The organism is Streptomyces sp. NPDC093089 (genome assembly GCF_044754405.1).
GTDB lineage: Bacteria > Actinomycetota > Actinomycetes > Streptomycetales > Streptomycetaceae > Streptomyces.
Map to the genome: position 1 here is coordinate 87,942 of NZ_JBIVPA010000012.1, position 18,967 is coordinate 106,908.

An 18,967-nucleotide genomic window follows, 5' to 3' on the forward strand; every position below is an offset into this window, starting at 1 on the left:
CACCGAGGAGACGACATGAAGATCTACCAGCCCATGCTCTTCGTGGGACTCGGCGGCACCGGCGGACGCATCGGCAGCGAACTCGAACGCAGCCTGCGCCGGGAGCTGTGCGGACCCGACGGCACCGACCTCGTCGACGGCGGCCGCCGACTGCCCTTCCAGCTGCCCGACTGCCTCCAGTTCGTCTACGCCGACTTCAGCGAGGGCGAGCTGCTGAGCCAGCCGCAGTTCCGGGCCAGGGGCGCGGAGGGCGCCGCCTTCGCCCGCACCTCCCGGATGGTCCGCGACCTGCTGCCCGCCGACTTCGACTCCTCGCCCGAGGTGACCCGCATGCTGCGGGTCTCCGTCCACGAGGAGACCCGGCTGTGGCTGCCGCCGCAGGCCCGCCAGCCGCGGGTCGCCCCCCTGAACAGCGGCGCCGGGCAGCTGCCCACCGTCGGCCGCGCCGCGTTCTTCGCGACCGTCCGCTCCGGCCTCGAACCCGTCCTCCGGCAGCTCCGCGAGGCCATCGGGGCCATCGGGCAGGCCGCCGGCGACCTCAAGCGGGTCGGCGGCGGCCGCATCCGCGGCTGCGACGTCTTCGTCGCCTTCTCCGTCGCCGGCGGCACCGGCGCCGGAATCTTCTACGACTTCATCCACCTCATCGGGCACGAGTTCCGCAATGCCAAGGTCCCCGGCGTGAAGATCTACCCGCTCGTCGTCATGCCCTCCGCCTTCCCGCCCGAGGCGGGCGGCGGACGCGAGGCCGAACTCAACGCCGCCCGCGCCCTCGTGGACCTGTCACGGCTCGTCGACGACCAGAACGTGCCCGACGCCCTCGACACCGTCGGCGACGTCGAGGAACACGGCCGGCTCAGCGTCACCTACCCCGGCGACGGGCTCGTCGCGCTGCGCCCCGCCACCATGCAGACCGCCTTCCTCTTCTCCAAGCCGGCCGTCATCGGCAGCGAGGACCTGCGTCGCTCCATCACCGCCATGGTGATGTCGCTGATCGGCACCGAACTCGGCGAGGACAGCGGCGGGGTGAACCGCGCCGAGGACGACTACCAGTCGTTCGCCGCCAGCTTCATCAACAAGAGCGTGGAACGCGCCACCCCCGCCCGTACCGGCATCGGCTACCGGGGCATGTCCACCAGCCTCGCCGCCTCCCTCACCGTCCCCGTCGACGACCTCGCCGAGATCGTCGCCGCCCGGCTCCTCGCCCAGGCCGTCCGCGGCATGTCCGAGCGCGCCCGGCGCCCCGCCCGGGAAGGACAGGACCAGGTCCGCGAGTTGTTCACCCGCTCCGGCATCGGCCGGCTCTGGAGCCGCGAGGCACCCGACGTGCCCCTGCCCGAGCAACTCCCCAGGGGCAGCAGGGACATCACCCAGGAACTCCGCCAGCGCCTGCAGGACATGGAGGAGTCCCTGCACCGCCTCGACGTCCACCTCTCCCGCGAGATCCCGCGCCTCACCGAGGACTTCAGGCCCGGCGCGGGCGCCCGCGAACTCCTCGGTGCCATCGGCCCGTTCCAGCTCGAAACCGTCCTCGCCGGCCTGCCGGGCCACCCCGACCGGGTCGCCAGGGAAGGCTTCACCGGCATGCTCGACAACCGGCGCAACGAACCCGAACGCCCCCCGCACGTCCAGACGTCGGCCCCCGCCATCCCCCGCATCAGGGGCAGCGTCGGCGGGGTCGTACCGGCCCGGTGGGCCGACCCCGACGTCCAGGACGCGCTCGCCGCGCAGGAGGCCTGGTACCAGTGGCGGGCCCGGGTCCTGTGGCACCGCGGCTGGCAGGCCGGAGAGGCCCAGTGGCGGCCGTCCCTCAACCGCGTCACCAGCGAGGTCGCCGAACTCGCCAAGGTGCTCCGGGCCCACGAACAGGACGAGCGCAAGGTCTTCGCCGACCGCCGCCGCGAGCTCTACCGCGACGACCGCGCCGGCATCGCCTACCTGCTGCCCCCGCAGAACACCCTGCGCGCCTTCTACGACGACGTCGTCGACCGGCTCGCCCAGAGCGAGGGCCTGCCCGAGACCACCGACGCCGCGACCCTCCTCGACCGGCTCGTCGGACCCGACGACTGGCGGCGCGCCCTGGACGCGGTCCGCCGCTCCTCGGGGGCGGCCGTCAAGGAGATCAAGCAGGTCGTCGAGCGGCGGGTCAAGCGCCTCTTCGGCGAGGCCAACGAGGACGTGTTCGCCCGCCCCCTGCTGCCCTCCATGGAGCTCCTGCTGCGGGCCGCCTCGGGCGACGAGACCGCCGAGGCGAAGGTCGACCCCCGCTGGCTCGACCAGTTCCGCTCCCGGCTCGCCGGACTGCTCCCGGTGGGGTTCATCCCGGACGGCAGCGGCCCGCTCAAGATCCTCATCGTGCACCCCGCCAGCGAGTCCGACGGCCGCGCCGCCGACTTCCTCTCCCAGGAACTCAACCTCCCCTCACGGGTGTTCCCGGAGTGCCGGGCCGTCGACACCGACTCCATCACCGTCGTCCTCTTCCGCAGCGGCATGAACCTCACCGACATCTCCGAGGTCCGCAGCGTCCTCAGCCTCTGGTCCGAGGCCCGCGACTCGGGCGGCGAGGGCGATTTCCTGCACTGGCGCCAGCGCCTCGGCCACCAGGACGACTGGCTCGTCTCCACCGAACAGGACCGCCAGCGCATCCTGCACCGCCTGCTCTGCGCGATGTGGAACGACCACATCGCCACCGAGGGCCCCGCCGCCTCCCCCCACCTCGTCCGCATCCGGCTCCAGGAGGGCGAGTCCGCGACCATGTCGCTCCGCCTGGAGGGATTCGACGGCTCGCTCTCCAGCTGGGCGGGACTCCTCCGCGCGTACGAACGCTGGGCGCTGCTCGACGAGGGCCAGATCATCGAGCAGTTCTGCGAACGCCTCATGCGCACCCTCCCCAAGGGCCTCGCCCAGGTCCCCGCGCCCCCCTCGCCGCTCTTCACCCGGTTCGTCGAGGACATCGCCCCGCGCCAGCTCGCCCTCATCGACCGACTCGCCGCCGAGTACGGCGAGTCGGACACCGAGTGGCTCGCCCCCCTGCGCCACTTCTGGGAGGTCACCTACCCCGGCGCCCTCGACATGCGCTTCCCCAGCGCGTCCCGCGCCACCCGCTCCCACCTCCGCGCCCTGTACGAACGCCACGCCCCGCGCCAGGGCCGCCGCCCGGCACCCCGCCCCGGTCCGGTCCCGCCCCCGGGGCGCGGCCGACCCGAAGGCCGCGTCCCCCGCGACCGGTACGAGCCCCGACCGGCCACGGGGCACCGGAACGGACGCCGGAACGGTCGCCCGAACGGGGGCCGGTACGAGAACGGGTACGGGAACGGGTACGGGTACGCGAACGGCGGGTCCGTCTACGAAGGCGACTGGGAACTGGACCCCGAGCCGGACTTCGGGCCTCCGTACGACGGCCTCGACGACGGCCCGGACGGCGATCTCGACGGTGATCTCGACGACGAGGGTGGCTTCGACAACCGCTACGAGGGCGACTACGGCGACGACTTCCGCGACGGATTCGACGACGGCTACGGCGACCAGCCGCGCCGCCGCGACCGGGCCGGTGAGGCGGAGTGAGCTCCCGCGTACTCCCCGAACGGCCGATGCCGGGCCACGCCGTCTGCCTCGACCTGCGCACGGCGGGGGCGTACGACCCCGACGCCGACGCAGCCGTGCGCGCGGCCCTGGACGCCCCGCAGCCGCGCGGTGAGCGGCGCTTCCTCGTTGTCGACGCGGCCGACCGGCTCGTCGCCCACCAGCTGCTGTACGAGCGCCTCTTCTCCTACGGGCCCGCCCACATCGTCTGCGTCGCCGTCGGCGCGCGGGGTGAGCGGAACCTCGGCCGCTCCCTCACGCTGCGCCCGCCGCCGGCCGGGGTCCTGTGGGTGTTCGACGGCACGGAGGAGGGCGTCCCGGGCGAGGCCGTGCTGCGGCCGCTGGTCGAGGTCCTGTCCACGCCCGAGGTGTTCGACGCGGTGCTCCGCGCGCTCGGCGAGGTGGTGCACGGCGTCGCCGTGCCCGCCGTCCGCGTCCTGGAGCACGACCTCACCGACGAGGCGCGGGCACGCGCCTGGCGGCAGGCGGTGGAGGGGCTGACCGGCCCGGACGTCCCGGCCGGGGGCGTCTCCGCCGACCAGGTGCCCGGCGCGCTCGCGCTGCTCCTCGACGACGGCGTGCCGCGCTCGCTCTCCGGCCACCCCTGGCTGCCGTCCCAGGGCAGGGCGGGCGCGCGGCTCGCCGCCTGCGAGGAGGCGCTCGGCGACGCCGTCGACGGCTACGAGCGCGTACGGGGCGCGGCCGGGCTCCTCACCCGCGTGGGCCGGACCGTGGACCTGCCGGGTGACATCGAGAAGGTGACGGAGGAGCTGACCCGGTTCCGCGACGCCGTCGCGGACGCGTTCGGCGCCGCGGGCGGCACCCGGCTCACCGCCGAGCACCGGGGCCTGCTCAGGGACCGGGGGATCGAACTCCCCGAGATGCCGCGGGAGATCTCGCGGACCGGCATCGTGCCCGCGCTGCGCGACCACACCCACGACCTGATCGGCAAGGGCCTCCCGCTGCGGTCCGTCGCGGCCCGGCTCTCCGCGCTCTCCGCGCGCACCGCCCCGGTGGGCAGCGCCGCCCGGCTCGCCCGCCTCGACGCGATCTGCAGTTCCGAGCGGCTGCGGCGGCTCGGCGGCCGCCACCCCTTCACCGGCGGCGGCTCCCGCCCGGCCGCCTTCGCCGTGACGGGACTCCTCGCCCTGCTCGCCGGGGTCTGGCCGGTCCTCGGCTGGGCCCTCGGCCCGGCCGTCGCCGTCCTCGCCGCCGTCCTCGCCCGCCTGGCGCTACGCCACCGGCCGAACCGCTCGCCCGACGGCCGGATCGACGGCGGCGGTGCCACCGGCGCGGCGCCCCGCCTCGCCGGCGGTCTCGTCGGCGGCGTCGCCGGGGCGGTCCTCGGCCAACTCCTCGGCCCGCCGGCCTGGGCGGGTGCCGTCGCCTTCACCGTGTCCGCGGCGGCGGTCGTCCTCCTCGCCCTGCGCGAGTGGACCCGGGCCGTGGACGACTGGTGGGTGCGCGCCGACCCCGAGGAGGCCGGCCGGATCCTCCGGGAGATCCAGGCCCTGGTCGTCACGACCGCCGTCCACGACTGGCTCTTCGCCGAGGTGCGCCACCACTGCTCGGCCGGCGCGGGCGCCGTGGCCCGCCTCCTCCGCGCCCTCGCCGCGACCGCCGACGCGCACGGCCGGCCGTACGCGCCGGAGCGGACCACCGGCGGGACGGCGAGGACGGCGACCGCACCGCCCCCGCCCCCCGCCGCCGGCGCGGCGTCCTGGAGCTGGGAGGACTGGGGCGACGGCGACGAGACCGACACCTGGTCCGACCTGGACGGCGAGCCCCCGACCGCGGTCTCGCCCTCCGCCCCGTACCGGTCCACGTTGCTCGGTGACCCCTTCGGCCCGGCCGACCCGCGCGATCCGGCCGACCCGTTCGGCCCGGCTGACCCCTTCGGCCCGGTCGATCCGCGCGATCCCGCTGATCCGTTCGGCCCGGCTGACCCCTTCGGCCCGGTCGATCCGCGCGATCCCGCTGATCCGTTCGGCCCGGCTGACCCCTTCGGCCCGGTCGACCCGCGCGATCCGGCCGACCCCTTCGATCCGGACGGCGCGTACGACCGGACCGGAGGCGGGCCCCCGCCCACCTCACAGCCCCCGTACCCGCCGGTGTCCGTGTCCGTGTCCGAGTCCGGGCCCGTGCCCGGCTGGCTGGAGCGGCGGTACGGGGACGGGGGGCCCGCACTCGTGGACACGCTCGTCGGCGACCTCGTCGGCGGCACCGTGCTGATCCTCGACCGGTGCTGGGCGGGCATCGAGCGCGACCCCGGCGCGACCGCCACGGCGCTGTACGAGCAGCGGTTGGGGGAGCTGCTCGACGAGACGCGGCTGCGGCTGGAGCGCGATGTGGCGGCCTCGCCGCCGGCCGTCGACGACGGGCTGCGGGACCGCGAGGCGCTCACCGCGCTCGCCGCGTTCACCGACCGTTCGGACCGGCCCGACGCCGCCCGGCTCACCGGGGTGGCCCCGGACGCGGTCGCCCGGTTGCTCCTGGCCGAGGACGACCCGGGCCGTACGGTCGCGCTCTGCGGCCCCGAGCACCTGCGGCTGCTCTCCCACGACCCGCTCGCCGCACGGCAGGTGCGGTTCGTGCCCGAGGCGATGCGCCGCGGTGCGGCGGGCGACGACGTCTGGCGCGGCACCGCGGAGGACGTCGTGTGGACGGGGGCGGGGCGGCACGCCGGCATCCTCCGCCTCGTACCGCTGCGCGCGGACGTCGTGAACACCGTCCGCGCCGAGGAGGCGGGAGAAGCGTGACCGACCCGAACCGACCGGACCGACCGGACCGCCCGGCCGACCCGGACCCCCCGATCGACCCCGACCATCCGGACCACCTCAGCGAACCCACTCCGCCACCCCACCCCTACTACCAGGAGCTGGAGTTCCGCACGCACGAGGAGGTGCCGGTCCGCTTCGCCGTACGGTACGGGGAGGACCACAGGCAGCCCGGCCGTCCGGGTGTCGTCGCGCGCCGGGCGGTGCTCGGCGCGGGGTGGTCGGTGCTCCAGTACCGGCTGACGGCGTCCGCGCAGGGCGACCCGCACGCGTACGGGCTCCTCGAACGGGAGGTGTCGGCCGCCATCGCGCTCGAACGACGTTACGGGCAGCTGAAGTTCGGCGCGGTGTTCGCCCGGATCATCGGGTTCGACCTGACGGCCGCCGAACCCTTCGTGCTGTACCGGCCGCCCGCCGGCCGGCCGCTCACCGAGTGGGCGGGGCGCCTCGGCGCCGAGGACCAGGAACGGATCACCGGCCAACTCGCCATGTCCGTAAGGCTCATGGCCGAGATCGACCTCGTGCACCGGGCCGTCGCACCCGACACCGTGCGGTGGGACGGCACACGCGTACGGCTCTGCGAACCGTACGCGGCACTGCGCGCGGGCGAGGCGCGCGAACCCTTCGGCACCGCGCCCTGGGCCTCGCCCGAACAGCGCGCCGGAGCCGGGGCCGTCGACCCGCGCGACGACCTGTGGTCCGTCGCCGCACTCGCCTACTACCTGCTCTCCGGCCGCCCCGACCGGGGCGAGGGACCCCCGGCCGACCTGGCCGACTACCGGCGCCTCGCCGCCCTCGGGCAGAGCGGCCTCTACTCCCCGCGCGCCGCGGAACGGCCGCACCCCGCCGAGCTCATGCGCCTCCTGCACGTGCCCGACCCGCTCGCGACCGGCGTCGGCACGGCGGACCCGCTCTCCCGCCGGCGCGCCGAGTACGACCTCCAGCTCGCCCGCAAACGCGCCCTGCGCGACGGGACCGGCCCGGGGGCGGGGGAGGGCCGCGCGGCGGACCCCGCGGGCTTGGACCGGGACGGCCCCGCGCCGCGCCCGCCGCGCACCTTCCTCGGCCGGATCTTCGGCGGCGGGGACGAGCCGCCCCGCGCCGCCGCACCCGGCCCGTCTCCGTCGCCCGACGCCGTACCGGACCCGCCGTCGCGGAGCCGGACGTGCCCGCACTGCCTGCTGCCCGTCGCCTACGACGAACGGCTGCTCGTCACCATCGACGCCAAGGGCAACCGGATCCCCCTCGACCTGAGTGGCGAGTGCCGCCCCGGCCACGTCGCCGACGCACTGCGCAAGGCCTACCACCTGTGCCCGCACACGGCGGACGGCGACGAGGAGCACGAACTCCCCGTCCCCTACCTCACCACCGGAGAACCGCTGTCCGTCGCCCTCGTCGGCAGCTCCTCCGTCGGCAAGACCCACCTCCTCGCCGCGATGCTCGGCGAGGTCGAGCTCGGCGGCCTCGAACCGTACGGACTGAAGTGCCGGCCCCTCAACCCCGAGGCGCACCGCACCTATCTGCGCGAACGGGTGCAGAGCCTCAAGGAGGGGCGACAGCTGGGCCGCACCGGACAGCAGACCTTCGCGCGGTTCGCCGACGGGCTGCTCGTCTCGGCCGGCGGGGCGACCCCCCGGCCCGTCGTCTTCTTCGACCTCGCGGGCGAGGACCTCGCGCAGGACGGGGAGGTCGGCCGCTTCCTGATGGGCGTCGACGCCTTCGTGTTCGTCCTCGACCCGCTCCGCGCACTCCGGCTGCCCTCCCTCGACCCGGTCCGCGAACAGAGCGGGCTGCGGCGCCGCGACCTCGGCGACGAGGCCTTCACCACCGTCCTCAACCGCATCCCGCGGCAGCGCGGCGGACTCGTCGCCGCACCGGCCGCGCTCGCCGTCAACAAGAGCGACCTGGTGCGCTTCGAACCGTCCGTCGACCGCTGGCTCGGCCGCGCCCTGCCCGGACGCCACGACCCGGAGGCCCTCCGGGACGAGAGCCGGGACGCGTACGCCTTCCTCGCCCACCACGCCGGCGCCGCCTGGCTCAAGCCCTTCGACGACTGCGCGGACTGCACCCTGCACTTCGTCGCCGCGACCGGCGGACAGGCACGCGGCGACCGATTTCCGCACGGGGCCCGGCCGCGCCGCGTCCTCGCACCACTGCTGTCGCTCTTCGCCATGTGCGGGCTGCTGCCCGGGGCGGAGTCCGGAGAGGGGATCGCCCGATGACACGGCCGGAGAACGAGGTCGACCAGATCGTCTTCCGCTGGGACAGCGAGAACCCGTCCGGCAGCACCGGCTTCGGACCGGTCGCCTGGTCGGGTCCCCGCGAGGAGGCGGAGAACCTCTTCCGCATCTCCGGACCCGTCCTGCGGGCCAGCGGGGACGAGACCCGGCCCGCGCTGATCCGCCTCCAGCAGAACGCCGGCGTCATGCTGATCCGGCGCACCCCCTTCACCGACGCCGGCGGCGGCACCTCCGTCCTCTGCCACGCCCTCGTCGGCTCGCCCGACCTCCTCGAACCCTCCACCTGCCTCGGGCTCCACGCCTGGGACTGGGAGGGCGCCGCCGCCGTGAACGCCGCCGAGGCACGCGGCCGGCTGCCCGTCGTTCCGGAATCGGCCCTCGCCCCGACCGCCGTCGGCCAGGGGCAGTGGGAGCTCGACCGGGCCCTCGCCGACGTCTCCCGGGAACTGGTCGGCACCGTCGCGGAGTTGCTGCGCCACCCCGACGAGCGGTTCACCGTCCTCGACGAGCGCGGCGACACCGCCCTCGGCGTCCTCTGGGGACTGCACAGCATGTTCGGCGCGGCCACCAACCGCCGGTGGACCTTCGCCACCCACGACACCGCCGAGGTCACCGCGCTCCGCTTCGTCTTCGTCGGCCAATGGTCGGGCGCGGCGAGCCGCAACACCGAACGCCGTCGCGTCGACCCGCTCGACCGCTACGGCGACCGCGCGGAGGCGGTCGCGACCGGCCTCGTCCGCCACCACCTCCGCGGCGCCGTCGAGGGCGAAGGCCGCGAGTACGCCGTCGGCAGCGCCCTCCACGCCGCCGCCTCCGCCCGCCGCGCCTCCCTCCTCGACACCGCCGCCCGCGCCCTCGACACCCTCGACCGCGGCACCGCCGACCCCGCGCCCCGGAAACCCACCCCCACGACCCGGAAACCCGCACCCCGGCCCGCCGCCCCACCCACCCCGACCCCGCGCCCGGCCCCCGCCGACCCCCGCACCTCCACCCCTCAACCTCCACGCCCGTCCACCCGTGACCCGCACCCGCCGACCTCCCGTGACCCGCACGCTTCGTCCACCCGGGACCTCCACTCGCCGTCCACCCGGGACCTCCACTCGCCGTCCACCCGGGATACGCAGGCTCCGTCCACCCGGGACCTCCACCCGGCGTCCACCCGGGATCCGCACGCTCAGCCCACCCGGGACCCGCGCCCGCCGGCCTTCGAGCCTCCGGCCTCCACCGCGCCTCCGCAGCCGCGCCCGACCTCGGGGGAACCCCACCCTCCGTCCGGCCGGGACCCGTATCCCCCGTCCTCCGGGGACCCGTACTCCCCGACACCTCGCGAGCCCGATCACCCCGAGATGCCGAACCGGCCGCCGGACCCCGCCCCGGTGGCCCCTTCCAGCCCCTCCACCCCGACCACTTCCGCGAGGCGTGACCACTCTCCCGACCAGGCGCCGCGCGCCGACGCCGGTGACTCCCTCCGCCTCGGCCTGCCCGTCGTGACGGCGGAGTGGGGCGGGCCGGAGAAGGAGCGGGGACGGGCGTGGGGGCGGGGGAGGGGGAGGGGGAAGGAACGGGAGGCGGAGACGGGGCTGGTGCACAAGCTGCCGACGGCGCGGGGGCCGGAGGAGGCACGGGGGATGGTGACGCGGGCCGGCAGCCGGGAGCTGCTCGACGTGCTGCGGCGCCCGCTGGACCACGCCGTGCTCACCGTGCTGCTGGGGGAGATCGCCCGGAGGCTGCCGTCCTGGGAGCACCCCTTGCGCCGTGAGCTGTGCGAGGTGGTGCTCGACCGGGAGCTGTGGGCCGTGCCGCGGCCCGGCGTGCGGCACCCCGCGGATCCGTCGGAGGAGCAGCGCGCGGCGAACGCGGCCGAGCTGTACCGCTGGGCGGTCCGGCCCGTGCTCGCCGGCGGGGACGCCCGGATCGCCACGGTCGCCGAGCTGCTGTCGCGCCTGCGGACGGACCCGGAGCCGTCCGCCCGGCAGGCGTTCTGGCTGATCGTCGACGGAGACCGGCCCGGCCTGCCGGACGCGGTCTGGCTGACGCTCCTGAAGGAGGCGTACGGCATGCCCCGCACCCCGCCGAGGCCCGCGTCGCCGGCGTCCCCGGCCGCCGTCCCCCCGGACGATCCCGGCAACGGCTACACCCGCCGCTTCCTGACCCGCGCCGGCATGCTGCTCGGCGGCCTGCTGGTGGCGATCGTCCTGATCGGCCTGTGGGGGCTGCTGACCTGACCCCGAACCCCCGAACCCCCGAACCCCTATCCCCCCGTACCCCTGCAACTCCCGTATCCCCGGACCCCACCCGCCGTCCCGGCCCCGCCCACCGGGCGACCCGCCCCGGCCCGGCCTGCCGCGAAAGGCAGGCCGGGGCCGCCGGGCTCCGTCAGGATGGGCGCATGGGATTCCATGTCGATTCCGAGACCGGGCGGCTGCGCCGCGTCATCCTCCATCGGCCCGATCTGGAGCTGAAGCGGCTCACCCCGTCCAACAAGGACGCCCTCCTCTTCGACGACGTGCTCTGGGTGCGGCGGGCCCGGCAGGAGCACGACGGCTTCGCGGACGTGCTGCGGGACCGGGGGGTGGTGGTGCACCTCTTCGGGGAGCTGCTGAGCGAGGCCCTGGAGGTGCCGGCCGCCCGTGCCCTGGTCCTCGACCGGGTCTTCGACGAGAAGGAGTACGGGCCGCTGGCCGCCGATCACCTGCGGTCCGCGTTCGACTCGCTGGACGCGGTCGCGCTCGGCGAGGCGCTCGTCGGCGGGATGACGAAGCGGGAGTTCCTGGCGGCGCACCGGGAGCCGACGTCGGTCCGCTTCCACGCCCTCGACCTGGACGACTTCCTCCTCGGCCCGCTGCCGAACCACCTCTTCACCCGGGACACCTCGGCGTGGATCTACGACGGCGTGTCCATCAACGCGATGCGGTGGCCGGCCCGGCAGCGCGAGACGGTGCACTTCGAGGCGATCTACAAGCACCATCCGCTTTTCACCGGCGCGGAGGCGGGCGCCTTCCACCACTGGTCGGAGGGGCAGTCCGACTACCCGTCGACGATCGAGGGCGGGGACGTCCTCGTCATCGGCAACGGCGCCGTCCTGATCGGGATGAGCGAGCGCACCACGCCGCAGGCGGTGGAGATGCTGGCCAGGGGGATGTTCGCGGCCGGTTCGGCGCGCACGATCGTCGCGCTCGACATGCCGAAGCGGCGGGCGTTCATGCACCTGGACACGGTGATGACGATGGTCGACCAGGACACGTTCACCCAGTACGCGGGACTCGGCATGCTCCGCTCGTACACGATCGAGCCGGGCGACGAGGGCCGGTCCCTGCGGGTGACGGACCACCCGCCGGAGCAGATGCACAGCGCCATCGCGGCGGCCCTGGGGCTCCAGGACATCCGGGTCCTCACGGCGACCCAGGACGTCCACGCGGCCGAGCGCGAGCAGTGGGACGACGGGTGCAACGTGCTGGCGGTGGAGCCGGGCGTGGTCGTTGCGTACGAGCGGAACGTCACGACCAACACGCACCTGCGCAAGCAGGGGATCGAGGTCATCGAGATCCCCGGCAGCGAGCTGGGGCGGGGGAGGGGCGGCCCGCGCTGCATGAGCTGTCCGGTGGAGAGGGACGCCGCCTGAGCGCCGGGCGGGGCAAGGCCGGAGGGAAGGTCCGGAGGTAGGGCCGGAGGGCGGGCCCGGGAGGAACCCGCGGAGGAACCGGCGGAGGGGTCCATGGAGGGGCCCAAGGAGGGGGCTGTATAGAAATGTCGAAGCTCGTATAGACTTCCAGGGTCCCCGTCCGTCGTCCCTTCGTCGACCCCCGACCCGTACCCCAGGAGCGCGTCCCATGGCCACAGACCTCATCGGCCGCCACTTCCTCAAGGAGCTGGACTTCACCGCCGAGGAGTTCCGCGCCCTGATCGCGCTCTCCGCCGAGCTCAAGGCCGCGAAGAAGGCGGGCACCGAGGTCCAGCGGCTGCGCGGCAGGAACATCGCGCTGATCTTCGAGAAGACCTCGACGCGCACCCGCTGCGCCTTCGAGGTCGCCGCCGCCGACCAGGGCGCCTCCACCACCTACCTGGACCCCTCGGGCTCGCAGATCGGCCACAAGGAGTCGGTCAGGGACACCGCGCGGGTCCTCGGCCGGATGTTCGACGGCATCGAGTACCGGGGCGACAGCCAGGTCGCCGTCGAGGAGCTCGCGGCCTACGCGGGCGTCCCCGTCTTCAACGGCCTCACCGACGACTGGCACCCCACCCAGATGCTCGCCGACGTGCTCACCATGACCGAGCACACGGACAAGCCGCTGGACGGGATCACCTTCGCCTACCTCGGCGACGCCCGCTTCAACATGGGCAACTCCTACCTGGTCACCGGCGCCCTGCTCGGCATGGACGTCCGCATCGTCGCCCCCGAGGCGTACTGGCCGGCCGAGGAGATCGTCGCCGCCGCCCGCGCGCTCGCCGAGACCAGCGGTGCCACCATCACCCTCACCGAGGACGTGGCGGAGGGTGTCCGCGGCGCCGACTTCGTCGCCACCGACGTCTGGGTCTCCATGGGCGAGCCCAAGGAGGTCTGGGACGAGCGGATCGCCGCCCTCGCCCCGTACGCCGTCACCATGGACGTGCTGCGCGCCACCGGGAACCCGGACGTCAAGTTCCTGCACTGCCTGCCCGCCTTCCACGACCTGGGCACCGCCGTCGGCCGGGACATCCACGCCCGTCACGGCCTGACCGAACTCGAGGTCTCCGACGAGGTCTTCGAGTCGGCGCACTCGGTCGTCTTCGACGAGGCCGAGAACCGCATGCACACGATCAAGGCGGTCCTCGTCGCGACCATGGCCCGCCCCGCCGCGGCCTAGGGGCGTCCCCGCCCCGCCGCGGCCTAGGGGTGTCCCCGGCCCGCCCCGTCGCGGTCCAGGGGCAATCCCTGGGCGCGCGCTCCAGAGGGAGGCCGGGCCGCCCCACCCCGCCCCGCTCCTACGGCTCCCGGGGCCGGCCCTGCGCCGGTATCCCCGGGAGCGTGAACCAGACCGCCTTGCCCTGGGCGGTGGGCCGGTGGCCGCAGTCGCTGCTGAGTGCCCGGATCAGGAGGAGGCCGCGGCCGTGCTCCTGCCAGGGGTCGACCTCCGTGTCCGGGGCGGGGCAGCCGAGCCGACCGGGCCGGACGGGCTCGGGGTCGTGGACCTCGATCTGGCAGCCGCCGGGCGCCGCGAGCAGTTCCACGACCAGTTCGATGGGGCCCCGCCCGGCGGTGTGCTCGACGGCGTTGGCGACGAGCTCGGCGGTGAGCAGCTCGGCCGTGTCGCTGTCGGGGCGGTCGGCGCCGCCGGGTTCGAGGTCGAGGTCGTCGAGCGCGGCGCGGATCAGGGCGCGGGCGATCGGCACGGCGGCGGTCGTGTGCGGCAGCCGGATGCGCCAGGAGACGGCGGGCCCGGCCGGGACCGGTCCGGCGAAGGCGGGGCCGGGGTCTGAAAGGCCGGAGTCCGAAGGGTCGAGGCCTGAGGGGCCGGGAGCTGAGGGGCCGGGATCGGCGGGTCCGGTGGCTTCGGGCATGGGCGGGCTCCCTTCACCGAGAGGGCGAGTGGCCGAGTGGGGGTGGAGATGTCCCTGGACATCCTGTTTTCAACCTTACGAGGAGAAAAATCTGCTTCCCAGGGCACCCCTCCCTCTCCGTCGGGGACTTCGGTCACGACGTCCCGGGACCTTGTGAGGGCGGTGCCCGCACCTCCTTTATCGCGCACTCGTGACGACAGTCACAGTACGGTGATACCCTCCGAACGGAGGAAGGAGGCCGTTCCGTATGAGCCCCTTTACCGGCTCCGCGCCCCGCACGCCCCGCTGGCAGCACCTGCGCCTGGAGATCGACCGAGGCGTCGCCACCGTCACCCTCGCCCGCCCGGCCAAACTCAACGCCCTCACCTTCGGGGCCTACGCCGACCTGCGCGACCTCCTCGCCGAGCTCTCCCGCGAACGGACCGTCCGCGCGCTCGTCCTCGGCGGCGAGGGGCGCGGCTTCTGCTCGGGCGGCGACGTCGACGAGATCATCGGCGCCACCCTCTCCCTCGACACCGCCGGACTCCTCGACTTCAACCGGATGACCGGACAGGTCGTACGGGCGCTGCGCGAGTGCCCCTTCCCGGTCGTCGCCGCCCTGCACGGCGTCGCCGCCGGCGCCGGCGCCGTCCTCGCCCTCGCCGCCGACTTCCGCATCGCCGACCCGACCACCCGCTTCGCCTTCCTCTTCACCCGGGTCGGCCTCTCCGGCGGGGACATGGGCGCGGCCTACCTGCTGCCCCGGGTCGTCGGCCTCGGCCACGCCACCCGGCTCCTCATGCTCGGCGAACCCGTGCACGCCGCCGAGGCCGAACGCATCGGCCTGCTCAGCGAGCTGACCGAGGAGGGCGGCGCCGACGAGCGCGCCGCCGCCCTCGCCCGCCGCCTCGCCGACGGCCCCGCGCTCGCCCTCGCCCAGACCAAGGCACTCCTCACCGCCGAACTCGACATGCCGCTCGCCGCCTCCGTCGAACTGGACGCGGCCACCCAGGCCCTCCTCATGCACGGCGAGGACTACGCCGAGTTCCACGCCGCCTTCACCGCCAAGCGCCCCCCGAAATGGCAGGGCCGCTAGCCATGCGCCCCGCGCCCGGCACCGCCGCCCCGACCCCCGCCCGCATCGCCGTCATCGGGGGCGGCCCCGGCGGGCTCTACGCCGCCGCCCTCCTCAAGCGGCTCGACCCGGCCCGCGAGGTCACCGTCTGGGAGCGGAACGAGCCCTCGGATACCTTCGGCTTCGGCGTCGTCCTGTCCGACGAGACCCTCGGCGGCATCAGGGACGCGGACCCGGCCGTGTACGAGGCGCTGGGCCGGGAGCTGGTCCGCTGGGAGGACATCGACGTCGTCCACCGGGGCCACCGCACCACCTCCACCGGCCACGGCTTCGCCGCCCTCGGCCGCCGCAGGCTCCTGGAGCTGCTGCACGCCCGCTGTGCCGAGCTCGGCGTACGGCTCCGGTTCCGCACCGAGGCGCCGCCCGCCGCCGAACTCGCCGCGACCCACGACCTGGTCGTCGCCGCCGACGGCGTCCACAGCCGCACCCGTGAGGCGCACGCCGCGCACTTCCGGCCGCGGATCACCACCCACCGCTGCCGCTACGTCTGGCTCGCCGCCGACGTCCCCTTCGACGCCTTCCGCTTCGAGATCGCCGAGACCGAGCACGGCGTGATGCAGCTCCACGCCTACCCCTACTCGACCGACTCCTCCACCGTCATCGTCGAGATGCGCGAGGAGGTCTGGCGGGCCGCCGGCTTCGACGAACTCGACGAGGCCGAGTCCACCGCCCGCTGCGCCAAGATCTTCGCCGAGGCGCTCGGCGGCCGTGAACTGCGCACGAACAACTCCGCCTGGACCGCCTTCCGCACCGTCGTCAACGAGCGCTGGTCGTACGGCAACACCGTGCTCATCGGCGACGCCGCCCACACCGCGCACTTCTCCATCGGATCCGGCACCAAACTGGCCGTCGAGGACGCCCTCGCCCTCGCCACGGCCGTCGGCGAACACCCCGACCTCACCGAGGCGCTGCACGCCTACGAGACCGCCCGCCGCCCCGTCGTCGAGTCCACCCAGCGCGCGGCGGCCGCCAGCCTCCGCTGGTTCGAGGAACTCGCCGACCACGTCGACCGGCCGCCCCGCCGCTTCGCCTTCGACCTGCTCACCCGCAGCCGCCGCGTCACCCACGACAACCTGCGGCTGCGCGACCCCGCCTTCACCGACGCCGTCGAACGCGACTTCGGCTGCCCACCCGGCACACCACCCATGTTCACCCCCTTCCGCCTGCGCGGACTCACCCTCCGCAACCGGATCGTCGTCTCGCCCATGGACCTGTACGTCGCCGAGGACGGCGTCCCCGGCGACTTCCACCTCGTCCACCTGGGCGCCAGGGCCCTCGGCGGCGCCGGACTCGTCATGACCGAGATGGTGTGCGTGAGCCCCGAAGGCCGCATCACCCCCGGCTGCTCAGGCCTCTGGACCGACGAGCAGGCCGACGCCTGGCGGCGGATCACCGCCTTCGCGCACGCCCAGGCGCCCGGCACGGCGATCGGCGTCCAGCTCGGCCACTCCGGCCGCAAGGGCTCCACCCGCCGCATGTGGGAGGGCATCGACCAGCCGCTCCCCGACGGCAACTGGCCGCTCGTCGCCGCCTCCCCGCTCCCGTACCGGCCCGGCGTCAACCAGACCCCCCGCGCCCTCGACCGCGCCGGACTCACCGCCGTGCGCGAGGAGTTCGCCGCGGCGGCCCGCCGCGCCGCCCGCTGCGACTTCGACCTGCTCGAACTGCACTGCGCCCACGGCTACCTGCTCTCCGGCTTCCTCTCCCCGCTCACCAACCGGCGCACCGACGCCTACGGCGGACCGATCGAGGCGCGGCTGCGCTTCCCGCTCGAAGTCTTCGACGCCGTACGGGAGGTGTGGCCCGACGACCGCCCCATGACCGTCCGCGTCTCGGCCACCGACTGGGCCGACGGCGGCACCACCGCCGAGGACGCCGTCACGATCGCCCGCGCCTTCGCCGCCCACGGCGCCGACGCCATCGACGTCTCCACGGGCCAGGTCGTCCCCGACGAGGCCCCCGCCTACGGCCGCTCGTACCAGACCCCGTACGCCGACCGCATCCGCGCCGCCGTCGGCGTCCCCGTCATCGCCGTCGGCGCCATCTCGTCGTGGGACGACGTCAACTCCCTCCTCCTGGCCGGCCGCGCCGACCTCTGCGCCCTCGCCCGCCCCCACCTCTACGACCCCCACTGGACCCTCCACGCGGCCGCCGAGCAGGGCTACGAGGGCCCGGCCGCCCCCTGGCCCGCCCCGTACCGAGCCGGCAGCCGCCGACCCCCCACGGGGCGCCGCGAGTAGCGCCGGCGGCCGGACCGCCTGGACGCCCGCGCATGGACGCCCGCGCATGCCGGTGCGACGCGAGAGCATGGCGCGGGCGCCCACCGGCCTCTTGAATGAGGGCATGACAGAAAACAGGGGCGGGAAGGGTGCCGGGACGGTCCTCGGCACGGCGACGGCGGCGACCGGACTCCTCGCGGGAGCGTGGTTCGCGTACGTCTGCTCGGTGATGCCGGCGCTGGCGCGGAGCGACGACGAGGTCTACGTCGAGGTGATGCGGAACATCAACGACGTCATCCAGAACCCGCTGTTCTTCACCCCGTTCTTCGGGGCCGTGGTCCTCGCCGCGGTCGCCGCCTGGCAGCACCGCGCCGGCCGCGCCCGCCCCTGGACGCTCGCCGCCCTCGTCCTCGCCGTCGCCGTCTTCCTCGTCACCTCCGCCGCGAACGTCCCCCTCAACGACGCCCTCGCCGCCGCCCACGACCCCACCGCCGCCCGCGACGCCTTCGAAGGCCCCTGGGTGACCTGGAACATCGTCCGCTTCGTCCTGACGACGGCGTGCTTCGCCTGCCTGCTCAAGGCCCTGGCCGTACGGAACCGGCCCCAGCCGTCCTAGGGAGCCACGATCGGCCGGACGAACTCCGCGCCCCGGTCGCGCAGCAGCTCGTGCAGGGCGGCGAAGACCTCGGCCGAACGACGGCCGGGCCAGTCGTCGGGCAGCAGCTCGGCCGGGAGGACGGGGTCGGCGTACGGCAGGCGGCGCCAGGAGTCCAGGGCGAGGAGGTAGGCCCGGTAGGCCTCCTCGGCGCCGCCCGGTTCCGTCCGCCAGTCCCGCAGCACCGGCTCGTGGACGGCGAGGAACTCCTCGTGGAGGCCCGCGATGGCCGGCAGGTCCCACCAGCGGGCCGCCGCCTCCGCCGTCGCCGCGTACCCGAGGTGGTCGCCGCGGAACAGGTCCACGTACGGGGAGAGTCCGAGCCGCTCCAGGGTGTTGCGGGTCTCGTCGTACAGCCGCGCCGGCGCGATCCAGACGCCCGGCGCGGCCGAGCCGAAGCCCAGCCGGGCGAGCCGGGAGCGCAGCAGGTGCCGCTTGTGCCGCTCGGCCTCGGGCACCGAGAAGACGGCCAGGACCCAGCCCTCGGACAGCTTCGGCTCCGTACGGGCGTAGATGCGGCGGTCGCCGTCGTCCAGGAGCCGCCGGGCGTCCTCCGACAGGGCGTACCCCGCCGCCCCGTCCGCCGTCCGGCCCGGCAGCAGCAGGCCGCGCCGCTTCAGCCGCGACACCGAGGAACGCACCGAGGGCGCGTCCACCCCGACCGCCGCGAGCAGCCGGATGAGCCCGGCCACCGGCATCGGCGAGCCGTCGGGCCCACGGCCGTACGCGCCGTAGAGGGAGACGATCAGGGAACGGGGAGTGTGCTGCTCGGCCACGTGATCACTTTAGGGGGTGTCCCGCCGATCGGTACGGGCGCGCGGCGCCCGGCACCCCCGACACCCCTC

At 74.9% G+C, this 18,967-nt stretch carries 11 protein-coding genes; 9 read left to right on the forward strand and 2 right to left on the reverse strand.

Annotated elements, in window-relative coordinates; genetic code table 11:
* Positions 1-15: 15 nt before the first annotated feature.
* From ACIQFX_RS27150 to argF, 6 genes are all read left to right on the forward strand, one after another.
* A complete protein-coding gene (locus tag ACIQFX_RS27150) occupies positions 16-3,561 on the forward strand; it encodes a tubulin-like doman-containing protein (protein WP_402468403.1) in 3,546 nt (1,181 codons plus the stop codon).
* Positions 3,558-6,338, forward strand: coding sequence for a hypothetical protein (locus ACIQFX_RS27155; RefSeq protein ID WP_402468405.1), 2,781 nt, complete (start codon positions 3,558-3,560; stop codon positions 6,336-6,338). Before ACIQFX_RS27150 ends, ACIQFX_RS27155 begins: the two co-directional genes overlap by 4 nt.
* A complete protein-coding gene (locus tag ACIQFX_RS27160; RefSeq protein WP_402468408.1) occupies positions 6,335-8,578 on the forward strand; it encodes a hypothetical protein in 2,244 nt (747 codons plus the stop codon). Before ACIQFX_RS27155 ends, ACIQFX_RS27160 begins: the two co-directional genes overlap by 4 nt.
* Positions 8,575-10,821: a hypothetical protein gene (locus ACIQFX_RS27165; protein WP_402468410.1), complete on the forward strand. Its 2,247-nt coding sequence runs from the start codon at positions 8,575-8,577 to the stop codon at positions 10,819-10,821. Before ACIQFX_RS27160 ends, ACIQFX_RS27165 begins: the two co-directional genes overlap by 4 nt.
* A 164-nt stretch (positions 10,822-10,985) precedes the next feature.
* Positions 10,986-12,218: an arginine deiminase gene (locus tag ACIQFX_RS27170; RefSeq protein ID WP_376481964.1), complete on the forward strand. Its 1,233-nt coding sequence runs from the start codon at positions 10,986-10,988 to the stop codon at positions 12,216-12,218.
* Positions 12,219-12,426: 208 nt separating this feature from the next.
* Positions 12,427-13,440: an ornithine carbamoyltransferase gene (argF, locus tag ACIQFX_RS27175; RefSeq protein ID WP_402468415.1), complete on the forward strand. Its 1,014-nt coding sequence runs from the start codon at positions 12,427-12,429 to the stop codon at positions 13,438-13,440.
* A gap of 118 nt (positions 13,441-13,558) precedes the next feature.
* Here the strand turns inward: argF and ACIQFX_RS27180 are convergent, their stop codons facing one another.
* Positions 13,559-14,134, reverse strand: a complete 576-nt coding sequence (locus ACIQFX_RS27180; RefSeq protein ID WP_402468418.1) for an ATP-binding protein — start codon at positions 14,132-14,134, stop codon at positions 13,559-13,561.
* 247 nt (positions 14,135-14,381) lie between these two features.
* On the opposite strand from ACIQFX_RS27180, the gene ACIQFX_RS27185 reads away from it, so the two are divergent.
* From ACIQFX_RS27185 to ACIQFX_RS27195, 3 genes are all read left to right on the forward strand, one after another.
* Positions 14,382-15,209 carry an enoyl-CoA hydratase family protein gene (locus tag ACIQFX_RS27185; RefSeq protein WP_402468420.1) on the forward strand — a complete coding sequence of 276 codons (828 nt, stop codon included), beginning with the start codon at positions 14,382-14,384 and terminating at the stop codon, positions 15,207-15,209.
* Between the two features lie 2 nt (positions 15,210-15,211).
* Positions 15,212-17,488: a bifunctional salicylyl-CoA 5-hydroxylase/oxidoreductase gene (locus ACIQFX_RS27190; protein WP_402468423.1), complete on the forward strand. Its 2,277-nt coding sequence runs from the start codon at positions 15,212-15,214 to the stop codon at positions 17,486-17,488.
* A 103-nt stretch (positions 17,489-17,591) separates the two neighbouring features.
* Positions 17,592-18,083 carry a DUF1772 domain-containing protein gene (locus ACIQFX_RS27195; RefSeq protein WP_402468426.1) on the forward strand — a complete coding sequence of 164 codons (492 nt, stop codon included), beginning with the start codon at positions 17,592-17,594 and terminating at the stop codon, positions 18,081-18,083.
* Here ACIQFX_RS27195 and ACIQFX_RS27200 read toward each other — a convergent pair.
* Positions 18,080-18,898, reverse strand: coding sequence for a PaaX family transcriptional regulator C-terminal domain-containing protein (locus ACIQFX_RS27200; RefSeq protein WP_402468428.1), 819 nt, complete (start codon positions 18,896-18,898; stop codon positions 18,080-18,082). The two genes, ACIQFX_RS27195 and ACIQFX_RS27200, sit on opposite strands and share 4 nt — an antisense overlap.
* Positions 18,899-18,967 lie beyond the last annotated feature (69 nt).

Coding starts and splice junctions, on each gene's coding strand:
- ACIQFX_RS27190 (WP_402468423.1), top strand. CDS start 15,212: ATGCGCCCCGCGCCCGGCACCGCCGCCCCGACCCCCGCCCGCATCGCC.
- ACIQFX_RS27150 (WP_402468403.1), top strand. CDS start 16: ATGAAGATCTACCAGCCCATGCTCTTCGTGGGACTCGGCGGCACCGGC.
- argF (WP_402468415.1), top strand. CDS start 12,427: ATGGCCACAGACCTCATCGGCCGCCACTTCCTCAAGGAGCTGGACTTC.
- ACIQFX_RS27195 (WP_402468426.1), top strand. CDS start 17,592: ATGACAGAAAACAGGGGCGGGAAGGGTGCCGGGACGGTCCTCGGCACG.
- ACIQFX_RS27185 (WP_402468420.1), top strand. CDS start 14,382: ATGAGCCCCTTTACCGGCTCCGCGCCCCGCACGCCCCGCTGGCAGCAC.
- ACIQFX_RS27180 (WP_402468418.1), bottom strand. CDS start 14,134: ATGCCCGAAGCCACCGGACCCGCCGATCCCGGCCCCTCAGCTCCCGGC.
- ACIQFX_RS27165 (WP_402468410.1), top strand. CDS start 8,575: ATGACACGGCCGGAGAACGAGGTCGACCAGATCGTCTTCCGCTGGGAC.
- ACIQFX_RS27170 (WP_376481964.1), top strand. CDS start 10,986: ATGGGATTCCATGTCGATTCCGAGACCGGGCGGCTGCGCCGCGTCATC.